Annotated in this window: 10 protein-coding genes; 8 read left to right on the forward strand and 2 right to left on the reverse strand. The window is 41.6% G+C overall.

Annotated features, from left to right (window positions below; translation table 11 throughout):
- Positions 1-273 precede the first annotated feature (273 nt).
- On the forward strand, positions 274-2937 hold the full coding sequence (locus tag A9176_RS04180) for a cation-translocating P-type ATPase (RefSeq protein WP_077282188.1): 2664 nt from the start codon (positions 274-276) through the stop codon (positions 2935-2937).
- A gap of 6 nt (positions 2938-2943) precedes the next feature.
- Positions 2944-3387 (forward strand): hypothetical protein, encoded by a 444-nt coding sequence (locus A9176_RS04185; RefSeq protein WP_029509582.1) that lies wholly within the window; start codon positions 2944-2946, stop codon positions 3385-3387.
- 151 nt (positions 3388-3538) lie between these two features.
- On the opposite strand, the gene A9176_RS04190 is transcribed toward A9176_RS04185, so the two are convergent.
- A complete protein-coding gene (locus tag A9176_RS04190; protein ID WP_077282189.1) occupies positions 3539-4732 on the reverse strand; it encodes a YSIRK-targeted surface antigen transcriptional regulator in 1194 nt (397 codons plus the stop codon).
- 267 nt (positions 4733-4999) lie between these two features.
- Between A9176_RS04190 and A9176_RS04195 the strand changes: the two genes are divergently transcribed.
- The 4 genes from A9176_RS04195 to A9176_RS04205 all read left to right on the forward strand — a co-directional run bounded on the left by A9176_RS04195 (position 5000) and on the right by A9176_RS04205 (position 12087).
- Positions 5000-7135, forward strand: coding sequence for a pectate lyase-like adhesive domain-containing protein (locus tag A9176_RS04195; RefSeq protein WP_077282190.1), 2136 nt, complete (start codon positions 5000-5002; stop codon positions 7133-7135).
- A gap of 198 nt (positions 7136-7333) precedes the next feature.
- Positions 7334-10552 (forward strand): mucin-binding protein, encoded by a 3219-nt coding sequence (locus A9176_RS04200; RefSeq protein ID WP_077282191.1) that lies wholly within the window; start codon positions 7334-7336, stop codon positions 10550-10552.
- Between the two features lie 198 nt (positions 10553-10750).
- Positions 10751-10903, forward strand: coding sequence for an NAD(P)-binding protein (locus A9176_RS08725; RefSeq protein WP_157093695.1), 153 nt, complete (start codon positions 10751-10753; stop codon positions 10901-10903).
- Entirely contained in the window at positions 10882-12087 is a 1206-nt protein-coding gene (locus A9176_RS04205) for an FAD-dependent oxidoreductase (protein ID WP_077282192.1), read from the forward strand. The genes A9176_RS08725 and A9176_RS04205 overlap by 22 nt, the downstream gene beginning before the upstream one ends.
- A gap of 40 nt (positions 12088-12127) precedes the next feature.
- Here the strand turns inward: A9176_RS04205 and A9176_RS04210 are convergent, their stop codons facing one another.
- The gene (locus A9176_RS04210) at positions 12128-12535 is read right to left on the reverse strand and encodes a Fur family transcriptional regulator (protein ID WP_029509585.1); all 408 of its coding nucleotides are present in this window, start codon (positions 12533-12535) and stop codon (positions 12128-12130) included.
- A gap of 146 nt (positions 12536-12681) precedes the next feature.
- Between A9176_RS04210 and A9176_RS04215 the strand changes: the two genes are divergently transcribed.
- Both A9176_RS04215 and A9176_RS04220 read left to right on the forward strand, forming a co-directional pair.
- Complete coding sequence (locus tag A9176_RS04215) at positions 12682-13551, forward strand: YihY/virulence factor BrkB family protein (RefSeq protein WP_077282193.1); 870 nt, start codon at positions 12682-12684, stop codon at positions 13549-13551.
- On the forward strand, positions 13544-14143 hold the full coding sequence (locus A9176_RS04220) for a DUF1054 family protein (RefSeq protein WP_077282194.1): 600 nt from the start codon (positions 13544-13546) through the stop codon (positions 14141-14143). Before A9176_RS04215 ends, A9176_RS04220 begins: the two co-directional genes overlap by 8 nt.
- Positions 14144-14163: the final 20 nt, after the last annotated feature.

Raw genomic sequence — 14163 nt, forward strand, 5'->3', positions numbered from 1 at the left:
ATAGTGCACCGTCGGTAACTTGCGTCATAGGCGTCCCTTTGTTAGAATAAAGGTATAATCATTCCTGAGGGAGTAACTGGCGGATTTTCCGCGACAATACCGTCAAAGCGAGTAAGGTTAAAGATCTTACTTATATCGAACAAGTCGTTCCGGTATTGTCTTAAATGGTGAGACTCATGTAAACAACTCGTGCCGGTGCATAGTGTTGTTTATGTGGGTCTTCTTTTTTAGGTGAGACGCAGGGATGAAGGCACAAAGCCTAGGAGGAGAAATATGGCAGATAAGCCACTATATAACCAAGAGGTGACGACCATCATTGCCGAGTTGAATACGGATGGGCAGCAAGGGTTAAGCACACAAGAGGCTGCCAAGCGTTTGGCTGAAAATGGTCCAAATCAGTTAAAAGAAGCGACCAGCACGTCATTGCTACAAAAATTTATCAATCAATTTAAAGATTTGATGATTGCCATTTTGTTAATTGCAGCGATTGTTGCTGGCTTTACTGGCGAAATGGTTGATGCGAGTTTCATTTTGGCAATCGTGATTATTAACGCCGTTTTTGGTGTTTTTCAAGAAGCGAAGGCTGAAGACGCGATTAATGCGTTAAAAGAAATGTCGACGCCGAATGCGAATGTTATTCGTGACGGCAAAGACATGGTTATCAAGTCAACAGACTTGGTAGTTGGTGACATTGTGCGTTTGGAAGCCGGCGATATTGTACCGGCTGATCTGCGGTTGATGGAATCAGCCTCATTGCAAATTGAAGAAGCCTCATTGACTGGTGAGTCTGTACCAGTTGATAAAATTGCGGCTACTTTAAAGGCGACTGACTTGCCATTAGGTGATCGCAAAAACTTAGCTTTCATGAACACTAACGTCACGTATGGTCGTGGTGTTGGGATTGTCGTGCACACCGGTATGCAGACTGAAATTGGTCATATTGCTGGGATGTTAGACGCAGCTGCAGAAACACGCACGCCTTTGCAAGATAATTTGATCCAACTTGGTCGTGTCTTGACCTATTTGATTTTGGCAATTGCAGCCATCACGTTTGTTGTGGGACTGTTGCGTGGTAAAGAAACAATTCTAAACATGCTGCTCACGTCAATTTCATTGGCAGTTGCGGCGATTCCGGAAGGGCTACCAGCGATTGTGACGATTACGTTGGCGTTGGGAACGACCCGAATGGCAACCCGTCAAGCCTTAATTCGTAAGTTGCCAGCAGTGGAAACACTGGGATCAACTGATATTATTGGTTCTGACAAAACGGGTACGTTAACGCAAAACAAGATGACAGTTGAAAAGTTGGTTGTGAATGCTGAAATTTCCGATGCGGCAACGACAGAAGAACTAACAGGCACTTACGCACGACTAGCTGATATTTTAGCGTTAAATAATGATACAAAACGTACGGATAATGGTTATGTTGGTGACCCAACTGAAACGGCATTAATTGCGTTTAATGAGAATCATCAGCGTGATTTGGATAAGTTGTTTGCCAAAATGCCGCGTGTTGCTGAAATTCCGTTTGATTCGGAACGTAAGCTTATGACAACCATACATCCTGCACCACAAGGTTACATTATTACGGTTAAGGGTGCACCGGATGAATTACTAAAGCGTGCAACACAAATTGAAATGCATGGTGAAATTGTCCCATTGACACCAGCAATTCGTGAAAAATTGTTGGCGATTAATTCTGAATTAGCCATGCAAGCCCTACGTGTCTTAGGTTTTGCTTATAAATTATCTGATACGATTCCACCGGTGATGGATCCGGATGCTGTCGAAAATGATCTTGTCTTTACAGGCTTTGTGGGGATGATTGACCCTGAACGTCCGGAAGTGTCTCAAGCCGTGGCGGAAGCTAAAATGGCCGGTATTCGCCCAATCATGATTACGGGTGATCACCGTGATACAGCGGCAGCGATTGCGATGCGTTTGGGTATCTTAGATGAAGCGGATATGGATAAGGCCGTTATCTCGGGTTCTGACTTGGATAACATGAGTGATGCTGAATTCGCGGATAAAGTTGACCGTTATAGTGTTTATGCTCGTGTAGCACCAGAACACAAGGTTCGAATCGTGACGGCTTGGCAGAAGAAGGGCAAGGTGGTGGCCATGACTGGGGATGGTGTCAACGATGCCCCAGCACTGAAAGCCGCTGATATCGGTATTGCCATGGGGATTACCGGAACTGAAGTGTCTAAGGGCGCTTCGGATATGGTCTTGGCTGATGATAACTTTGCCACAATTGTGCATGCGGTTGAAGAAGGCCGTAAAGTCTTTGCCAATATTCAAAAAGCGCTACAGTATTTGTTGGCATCTAACTTAGCCGAAGTGATTTCAATCTTTGTGATGACGTTGCTCGGCTGGGAAATTCTCGCACCAATTATGATTTTGTGGATTAACTTGGTGACTGATACCTTACCAGCGATTGCCTTAGGTCTTGAACCAGCGCAAAAAGATGCGATGACGAAAAAACCACGTGGTCGTGGTGCTAGCTTCTTGTCGGGTGGTGTTGGCCCAGCCATTATTTGGCAAGGTATTTTACAAGCTGTAATCGTGTTATCAGTTTACGGCTTCTCATTGGCTTATCCTGTTCATGCCGGTGAAACAGCGGCGCACCAAGATGCCCTAACCATGTCATTTATGACACTTGGTTTGATGCAAATGTTTAACGCGATTAACGTGAAGTCAGTTTATGGCTCAATGTTAGGCCCACAAGCTTTCCGCAATAAGTTATTCAACTGGGCCTTGGTTGGCTCATTGGCTGTGATGGTGGCAGTTGTCGTGATCCCACCGTTGAACCCAATCTTCCACGTGTCGCATTTGGATGCTTACCAATGGGCAGTTGTCTTAGTTGCTGGAATTAGTATCATTCTGATCGTTGAACTGGTAAAATTAGTACAGCGAAAAATTTTCAAAAAAGGATAAGAGACATTGCCAAAATTTAATCCAAAACAAGCCCAAATTTATATTCAAACATTGCAAAATGTTTTGACGAATACGGAAGATACTGCAACACGCGTTTCACCTTTCTTTACAAAGTTAGATGATGCCAAGGAAGCAGGTCAAATTGCTGATATTCCTGCTGCAGAATTTGCTGAAATTAAAGCCGAATTCGAAGATGCGGTGGCAAACTACAAGGCCAATGCGGCACAATTAAATGCTGCTTCAGCACCGGTACGTTTGTTAGGCGTGCACAAGTCACTGGCAACGGCGTACACGAAGTATGCCGAAGCGACGCAACTAATGGCTGATGCCGTGGTTGTGGCTGATCAAAGTGTGGATGCTGATAAGTATGCCCAATCTGAAGAAGAACAAGGTATTTATTTAGAAAAGATTCATGCAGCCGTAGCCAAGATTATGAACGCTAATTTGTAATCAAAAAGCCGACGATGTAAAAATATAACAAAAGCCCGTTAAGTTAACGATAACGTTTAACTTAACGGGCTTTTGTTATGATTAAGTTTGAGTATGATATGACATGTTGATTGAAAAGCAATACAACACTTAAATCACTACCAAGCGAAAACTATTCAACTACAGCTACTGCCAGTGCTTGTTGGTACTGTTTTGGGGTCTGACCCACAAATTTTTTAAAGACGCGTGAAAAATGGGAAGCATCTGTAAAGCCTAACGTATAGGCAATTTCGCCTGTTGGAATATTGGAGTTGATCATGAGTTTGGCTTCCGCAAGTTTGCGATTGGTGATAAAATCTTGGACTGTTGAATCTAGTTCGGACTTAAAAAGTGTCCGTAATTTGGACTCACTAATATTAAACTGACGTGCTAACTCTTTTACTTTGATGGGACGATAAACATTTGCATTAATATACTGAATGATAGAGGTGATGAATGGTGACAAGTGTTTTGATGAGATCTCATGAATCTTATTTGTATAATACACGATGGCTGCATCACGAACCTGTAGAATTTCATCTAAAGTGGTCGTTAATTCAGTTTTTTTAATAAATAAATCACGACTACTGTAGGCTGTGATAATATCCATTCCGCATTCAATACCAGTTTGCGATAGTTTTTCGAACACGATGTTTGAATATTTTTTTTCTGAACGTAAAGTATCACCGGTGACTGTTGGAATAACACCATTACTAAGTTTAAAGACCATATCTCGTAATTTATTTACTTCACCATTCCGAACGTAATCAAGTATTTTATGTTCATACAAATAAAGATACTTATTGGCATCAAAATTTTGTGAAATCAGGTATTCAATGCGCTGATCAGTAATTTCAGTGGTGTATTGTTTCACATCAAGATGGACTTTATCTGTCATCAAATCTTTGACTTCACCCGTAAAGAAGTAATGAACAAGCATCAAAATATCCCGTAATTCACTCGTTGAAAAAAGTGGGAGATCTTCTAGATACTGAAAAAGCGTGTCTTGATCGCGTGGACTGACTTTGAGCTTTTTCATTTTTCTGATAAAGAATTTTTTATCAATATAGTTGCATTTGAATGGACCGAACAAAATATGGTATTGCTCAAAATTATAGAGTAAGAACATATCGTTTAGTTTGCCGCTGATAAAGTTAAATAGTTCGTGTGATGCGAGTGCATCATGTAAAATATTTTCATAGTCACTAAACAGGACGGTTGTGCGATTTGAATGATATTCTTCAACGATCTCTAGATTCTCATCGAAAATGATAATCGGTAGTCTAAGCGTAATGTGCAAAGACTTAATCATTTTTACGCCATTCATAATTGATTAAGACTCCTTTGACAATAAACTAATAAAGTAAATATAATATGGCAACATCTCCTTATAAATTGTTATATCGATTTGAAAAATTCCAATATTATTTGCCGTAATGTGTTGAAAATACGGGGACTTGAAAAAACCCAAATTATAAAATTTATTATTAAATGTTTTATACAAATTATGCTGAAATGTACATTTCAGCATAATTTTTTTTATACTATACTTTTTTCGTAAGTTCGATATCAATTTAGAAAAAGGAGTGTACGTATGGTATCAAAAAATAACAAGATCTTACATTTACGGAAATCTGCGACAAAAGTTTCCAAATATAAGATCAAAAAGTTAAGTGTTGGTGTCGCCTCCGTTCTGGTGGGGGCCACTTTCTTCCTTGGTTCGACAACGAGTGCAAGTGCTTCTGATGAGCAACTCGCTGATAAGCAGGCAGGGGTCACACAACAAACTGATCAAAATGCAACAAACACAAATGATCGGGTATTAAAGTTTGACAATGCAACGTCAACGGCCACAACGGATAATGCTGATTCTAGTGCGGCCAAAATGTCAAACGTTGCGCAAGCTGACAATTCAGCCAACAATGCAACAGTAGCTAATAATCTTGATAAAAAATCAATTACCGATTCTACATTATCCAATAATAACGATTTAAAATCAACTGAAATGCAATCAACTGTTGCTGACCAAGCAGCAGCTGACGATGCAAATACTGCTGATCAAACAGCAACTGAAAAGCAAGCAACTGTGACCAATCAAGCCACAGTTGATAACACAGTAAATACTGCTGACCAAGCAACTCAAGCAGTAGCTGAAAAGACAACAACGCCTGCAAGTACTGCTGCCAACACGCAAGCAGCTGCACCAGTTGCAACGCTACGTGCCGCAGCAACTGCGGATACAAGTACGACGACAACTGTTAACAACTGGACTGGTTTGATTAATGCGTTAAATAACCCATACTATCAAACAATCACTGTTGATGGAACAATCAACGCAATGGGGACTGGGACAGTTGAAGGGAATGACCGCACTGTTGTCATTAAGGGCGCAGATCAAAATGCAAGTATTGATTTTGGTTCAACGCCATTAACTGTTAATGGCACGATGCAACTGGCGTTTGAAAACTTGATTTTGAAGACAGCTAGTGCCAATGGTGCAGTTACTTTTAACAACAGTTCAAACACAAGTACGGTAACCTTTAAAGATGTGACCCATTCAGGTGCGTCACTATATGGTGGTAGCGGTAATGCAGCAGTTGTAATTGATGGGACAACAACATCAACCGTTTCAACTTCAAGCAAGCCAACAGCTAAGACTTACAGTGCAAACGGTAACGGGGCTAACATTTGGGGTGCCAAGTCTGTTACAGTTGCCAACGGGGCTAACTTTACATTGAACCGCTCAGCAATTGGGGATGGCATCAACTTGCCAGATGGTGCCACTGTTCAAGTTGGTGACAATGCCACAATGACGGTTAACCTTAATACCGATAATGGGACAGAAAGTGCCCGTTACCACGATGCTGGTATCTTCATGTTAAGTGGTGGAAACTTCTTAACAGGTCGTAACGCCGTTGTGAACATGAATACAAGTATTGGTCAAGCTGTGTCAATTGGCGCTGATCGTCCAGGTATCGGTGTAACTGCTGCTGATCGTTTTGGCGGCTATGGTACGTCACAATCACGTAATGCTGGCCCAACAGCAGTAACGTTTGGCGATTATTCACAATTCAACTTTACTGGTCGTGATGGCTTTATTCTCGGAAATAACGCCAACTTTACATCTGGTGAATACTCAAATGTCCACTTCCAAAACCAAGGTCGTGGTGTAGCATTGGATCTGGCGAATAATTCTAACATTGTGATTTCTAAGCACTCAAATACGTTGTTTGAATCAAACGGTAAGACGGGGACGTCTGGTAGTTATGATGGCTATAACTATATCGGAGTCAATGAAGGTGGTAACATTACAGTTGATGAATATGCAACGTTCCGTGTGATTTTGACGGGTCGTGGCGACAATCCTTGGGATGATGTTGTTTCATTAGATTCACGGAATTCAAAGACTAATGCAGCCTTTACGTCTAAGAAGGGTGCTGTGGTTGATATTCGTGACGATAACACGAACTTCTATGCCGAATTGATTTCTTTCCCATTAGGAACACCTAATTCAGTGATCGATATTCAAGATCCACTTTATTTGAACCTACAAGGCTATTCAGCTGGCGGTGCAACAACAGGTTGGATGCCAGTTGGTGGTACGGATATTAATTCAACAAGTGCGGCCTACACTGCCAACTTAATTTATATGGGTGGCACCAAGGATGTGCTTACGATTGGTGGTACGAATTACGTGGTTTATCAACAAATCAAGTCTGATGGTGCATAACAGATTTGGTTAAATGTTGACGCAGTCGAATTTGACAAAGAAGGATTTGCTGCTAAAGATATTTGGAATAACGGTGCCAACAGTGATTCATCAATTGAAGGTGTTGGCTTAACAGCCGATGTTCTTGCAAATTATATTAAGGATAACCAAACATCACCAACCGCTAAGGGTACGGTACCATACTATGGTATTTCAACGATGCGTGCTAGCCACCAAATCTGGTTCCCACACAGCACTGAAATCCAAGCTGCTGGACAACACCAAAACATCATCAAGTATGTTTACGAAGATGGCACAGAAGCGGCACCAACAGTTACACAAACTGTTGACATGACACGTGATATCACACTTGATTTGACGGCTGATCAAATTGAAACGGTTAAGTCTTATGCGGCCACTCATTCAGCAGATGAAACTTTGAACTACATCAAGAACCTTTATGTGGTTGCGCAAGATTCAGGTTGGCAAGTGGCTGAAGGGGTTAATACTCAAACAGCTTATGATGCGGTAACGACACCAGAAATTGCGGGTTACACAGCAAGTATCCAATCAACGACTGCTAATGGGGTTGTTGTTGGTGGTGATGCAGCAACAGTGCACGCAACATTGGACATTCCTGAAGATGCCGTTATTTCAAATGGCAAGTTATCTGAAGCTTACTTGAATAATGGTGGGGCAGTAACGATGCCTGCAAACTATGAGACAGTTGTTGTTTATCAGAAGGAAATTCAAAATCAACCTGTCACAATCATTTATCAAGATAAGTCAGAAAATAACAAGATCTTAGCAACTGATGATCTTGAAGGTAAGCCTGGTACAGCTTTGGATTATTCAACGGCTGATAAAATTCAAAGCTTTATTGATAAGGGTTACAAGTTGGTAAGCGATGGTGTGCCAACCAATGCAACGTTTGGTGATGAACCACAGACATACTATGTGACACTTGAACATGATATTGCACCTGTTGGACCAAATAATCCACATGAACCAGGTACACCGGTTAACCCTAACGATCCTGATGGACCAAAGTGGCCAACTCAAGACCAATACACTAAGGATTATACGTCAACAGTTGAATTTGTAGATGATCAAGGTAATAAGATTCCTGGTCTAGATGATGATGTGCAAACATCAACTTGGACACGGACACTAAGTGTCGATAAGGTGACTGGCGATGTTCTAAATCCAGCAGAACCTTGGACACCGGATAAGCCAACTTATGATGAGGTAAACGTACCTGTTGTGCCAGGATACTATGCTGATCAACCAGAAGTACCAGCAAAGCCAACAGTTCAAGAGAACATCACTGATAAAGTTGTTTATAAGCCAATGGGTAAGATTGTGCCAGTTGACCCATCAGGAAATCCAATTCCAGATGCACCAACACCACAATATCCAAATGATCCAACAGATCCAACGAAGACAACGCCAAATCAACCAGTACCAGAAATCCCAGGTATGACACCACAAACACCAGTGGTGACACCAGAAAACCCTGGTAAGGACACACCAGTTGTCTACGAAATGAACAAGCACAGCTTGACAGAACGTTTCGTTGACGAAGCAGGTCAAGAAATTTCTTCAACTGTTGTGAAGGGTACAGAATACGTTAAGAACGACAAGTACAACGTCACAGGTGATGCTAAGGTGATTGACGGTTACTACTTGACAGCAGTACCATCAAATGCCGAAGGAACATTTGGTGATGACAACGTGACAGTAACATTCACGTACGCCAAGTTGGGTAAGATCATTCCAGTTGACCCATCAGGAAACCCAATTCCAGATGCGCCAACACCACAATATCCAAATGATCCAACAAACCCAACTAAGACAACACCAAACCAACCAGTACCAGAAATCCCAGGTATGACACCACAAGTACCAAGTGTTACACCAGAAAACCCTGGTAAGGACACACCAGTTGTCTACGAAATGAACAAGCACAGCTTGACAGAACGCTTCGTTGATGAAGCTGGTAACGAACTGGAAGCACCAGTTGTGAAGGGTACAGAATACGTTAAGAACGACAAGTATAATGTCACAGGTGATGCTAAGGTAATTGAAGGTTACTACTTGACAGCGGTACCATCAAATGTCGAAGGTACATTTGGTGATGAAGACGTGACAGTAACATTCACGTACGCAAAGTTGGGTAAGATCATCCCAGTTGATCCATCAGGAAACCCAATTCCAGATGCACCAACACCACAATATCCAAATGATCCAACAGATCCAACCAAGACAACACCAAACCAACCAGTACCATCAATTCCAGGTATGAATCCAGAAGTACCTGCTATTACACCAAACCAACCAGGTGAAGATACACCAGTTACTTATGTACCAGTAGTACCTGAAAAGCAACTACAAACGGCTAAGATTGTTTATGTTGATACAAAGACTGGTAAGACACTTGAAACTGATACAGTTACAGGTAAGTCTGGTGAGAAGATTGACTACTCTACAACACCTCGAATTGATGAATGGCGTGACAAGGGTTATCGCTTAGTTGAAGATGGTTTCGCTGAAGCAGGCACACCGGTTTATGATGATAATGATGATGTCGAACAAATCTTTATCGTTAAATTGGATCATGATACTGCACCAGTTGGGCCAAATGATCCACATGAACCAGGAACACCAATCAATCCAAACGATCCAAATGGACCAAAGTGGCCAGCTAAGGATAGCTACACAAAACAATATACGTCAACGGTTCATTTTGTAGATGAAAACGGTAATAAACTACACGATGATAACGTTCAAACATCAACTTGGACACGAACATTGATTGTCGATAAGGCTACTGGTGAAATCTTGAATCCAGATGAAGCATGGCATTCTGATATTGATAAGTATTCTGATGTCAAAGTTGACCCTATTAAGGGCTACTATACTGACCGCAAGAGTGTACCAGGTGAAGTAGCACAACAACAAGATATTGTGAATACGGTTGTTTATAAGCAAATTGGTAAGATTGTACCGGTTGATCCATCAGGAAACCCAATTCCAGATGCACCAACACCACAATACAGAAACGATCCTAACGATCCAACTAAGGTTATCGTAACGAATACGCCAGAAATTCCAGGTATGACACCAGAAGTACCAAGTGTTACACCAGAAAATCCAGGTGAAGATACACCAATTGTTTACAACAAGGTTGAAACACCAACACCAAAGACAGTAGATGTGACACCAGAAACGCCGAAAACAGTCGACGTTACGTCAGAAACACCAAAGGCAACACCAGTTAAAACTGCGCCTCAAGTTGAAAAAGTTAAGGCGCCAGAATTACCACAAACTGGTGAAAAGCAAAATAATGCCTTAACTGCCGTCGGTGCATCTATTATGACTGGTCTATTAGGAATCTTTGCCTTTGCTAAGAAAAAGAAGGATGACAAAGAAATCTAGTCATTTGGTTTAAGAAAGAAGAGTCGAAAGACTCTTTTTTTATTGGTGTGCGTGATAATAGGTTAATTATTTTTTGGTAATATCTCATGAAAAACTATGCATAATTTTAGGTGCAAATTAGCCAACGATATATCAATATTTTTATATAATAGTTGCGTATATGTATGTTTACTACCGATATAAAATGGGGATAAAGAAATGTGTACAGAAAAGATTATGATCATTGGTGCAAGTAATGCTGGTCTAACAGTTGCACAAAACTTATATCAAAGTGGTAAAGATTTTGACATTACCATAATCGATAAAAATAAAGATATCGGGTATCTTGGTTGTGGCACGCCCATTTTTTAAGCCAGCCAGGTCGTTCGTATCAAGCCTTTTTCAATAAGGACGTTGCTGAAATTAAGCAACATCTCACCCGGCTTTACGCCGAAACAACCGTTGAAAAAATTGATTTTAAACACAAGCAAGTGCTGATTAACAATTCACAAGGCCAACAACAGCTCACGTATGATAAATTAGTTTTAGCAACTGGTGCCGAGCAGGTTAGCTTAGGAATTGCTGGCCATGAACTCCAAGGGATTTATCAAATTAAAAATTTGCAAGAGGGCTTAGAAGTTGAGCGACATTTAGCTTCTGATGATGTTAAGGACGTAGCCATTATTGGTGGTGGTTATATTGGGGTTGAAATTGCTGAAGCCATTAGATCTCGTGGCAAAAACGTTCGAATTTTTGAGGCGAAATCACATATGATGATGTCACATTACGACGAACCGTTTGGTGAACGTGTTGAAGCGCGTCTACGTGATGTGGGAGTTCAAATTCATTTGGATGAAGAAGTGATTGCTTACAGTGGCGAAAATGGGGCAGTGAAGCAACTGACAACACCATACGACACTTACGAGACTGATATGGTTATTTTAACGATGGGCTTCTTACCTAATACAGCGTTAGGGCGTGAGCATTTAGATCTCTATACAAATGGGGCTTACATTGTAAATGATAAACAACAAACCTCAGAACCTGATGTTTATGCTGTTGGTGATTGTGCGACATCGTATTCAAATGTATTGCACGAACTTGTTGTCAATTTCTCGGTTTCTGATGCTATGCGTGGTGCGTATGTTGCAGCGCAAAATATTATTGGCGAACCGATCTCATCTAGTGGTACACAGAGGACGAATGCCGTGACTGTTTACGGCCTTAATTTGTTCTCAACTGGTGTCACGGTTAATGAAGCTGAACTGTACGGTATCGACTATCAGTATGTTGACTATGAAGATTGGCAAAAACCGACTTTTATGCCAGAAAACCATCGGGTGCGATTACGATTGGTTTATCATGCTCAGAATCGTCGTCTGATCGGGGCACAAGTTTGTTCTGAAGCGGATCAAGCTGGTGTATTATATTTGCTATCTTTGGCAATACAGAAAGAAGTGACGATAGATGAAATAAAAGTATCAGACTTTTTCTTCTATCCGTACTTTAATCAACCAACGAATTTTATAATTGAGGCAGCACGATTAGCCAAATAAGACAAAACCCCCTAAGTGATTCAGCTTAGGGGGTTTTGCTTTATTTGGCGTCTTCAGGCGCAATACCATACACTTCGATGTGAAAACCAGTAATATTTAAGGCACTAGCTTGTCGGGCAGCTTCAAGTAGTGGTCCGACATCAAAGTTTTCCGCATCAATAATGGCATTTGTTTGGGTATTGATAATATGATAGTGTGGCTGGCCGTAGTAATCAAAGTGACGTTTACCATCATTTAAGGTATCAATTGCGATGACGATGCCAGCCGCTACTAGGCGTTCTAAAGTGTTGTAGATTGTAGCTAAACTAATCTCTGATAAATCACGGTGGATCATTTCCGCGGTGGGGTGAGTTTCATGGGTCATGAGGTAGTCTAGAATGGCGAGACGTTGGCCAGTTACTCTCAGCCCATGTTTTTTTAAAATGTCACGGTGTATTAGCTCTGTCATAACAGCCACTCCTTTGCTTGTCATGTTTAGTATACCATGCCAAATCATCTGTTTCTGAGTTAAACCCCGCACATGGGCACCAGTATCATACGCATAAGTTGAACACTTTTTAGGTGATATGTCATTTTTTTTGGCATAATAGAGATATGTTAAATCAAGTAAAATATTATTGGCAGAAATTAGATAATCGCTGGCAGTTGGCAACGTTAGGGGAGTTGTTTTCGCGTGCGCAAATTAATTATGTCGGCCCAACTTTTGCGTACTACGCCTTGTTAACGGTTTTTCCGATGTTGATGTCAATTGCTATGATTGTCTCGATTGCTAATGTGAGTCAAGCCACCTTAATGACAACGTTTAATAGTATGCTGCCACAAGATGTTGCCGCCATTGTTCGACCGATTTTCAAGTCGGTCATGGCGTCCAAACAAGTGTCGCTGTTGTCTTTTTCGGTGCCCTTCACTTTATGGACCGTGTCACGGGTGATTGCGGTTTTCCGGTTGTCGTTTAATCGGATTGCGGATACTGACGAGCGGATTAGTACGATGTTGACGCGATTTTGGTCGTTTTTGTGGCTGTTGGTCATTTTAGCTGGTTTTGGCGTGTTGTTGATTGGCGGCAATGTTTTAACCCTTGTCGTTAATCGCCTGCCAAGCAATCAGTTACCGCTGTTTATCCTGCATCAGACGCGTTGGCTCATCTGGTTGGGGCTGTGGTTAGCGCTGGTGATGCTAAATTACTTTTTACCGACCAAATCAGGTCGTGCGCCATTTAAAATAGTCATGTTAGGGAGTCTCATTGAATTGGGATTGCTGGAGATTTTGAATGTTGCCTTTACTTGGTATGTCAGGTTTGGGCTAAAGCGTTATGATTTCTATCAGTCAATGAGTTCAATTATTGTCTTGTTGATTTGGTTAAACTTAATTGCCACGATTTTGGTCACGGGTTATGTTTTGATTCATTGGTTAACCGTCTTGTCGGCACAACGACAAGCACGACAGGAGGATTCACATGTTTAATGCGCAGGATTTTGATATTTTTAACGAGCCGACACTCTCTGGCCGCATGACGGCGATTCGGGACGTGATCGACCCTAAGTTTGAGCAGGTTGCTGCAGTCATTTTGCCAATTTTGGCGACAGATGGGCAACACTGGACTGCTCACATTGCCAAGCATTTACGGCGGACAACCAATGCGCCAGACAACACCTGGGTCGCTTTTGCGCCCAATAAACGTGGCTACAAAATGACGCCGCACTTTGAACTGGGCTTGTGGGCTGATCATCTCTATCTTTATTTGGCAGTTGAAGAGAATATGAAACCGCAACAAACACCTGACATTGTCGCTAAGTTACAACGCGCACGTGAACAAGTGGCACAACTACCTGCAGGATATGTGTTAAGTGCTGATCACATGGTCAACGCGACGCAACCGCTAACCTTAGCGGCTTATGATGACCTGGTTGCCCGTTTTGCTAACGTACGGCATAGTGAAGTGCTAATTGGCTTAACAATTCCGCGCGGTGATGCCCGTTTACAAGGCGATCAGGCAACTGAAGTGCTTAGCACTGCCATCAAAACTTTATTACCAATTTATCAAGTCCTCAAATAAAAAAACCGTGATGGGTTAAT

This window comes from Leuconostoc garlicum (assembly GCF_001998805.1).
GTDB classification, from domain to species: Bacteria; Bacillota; Bacilli; order Lactobacillales; family Lactobacillaceae; genus Leuconostoc; species Leuconostoc lactis.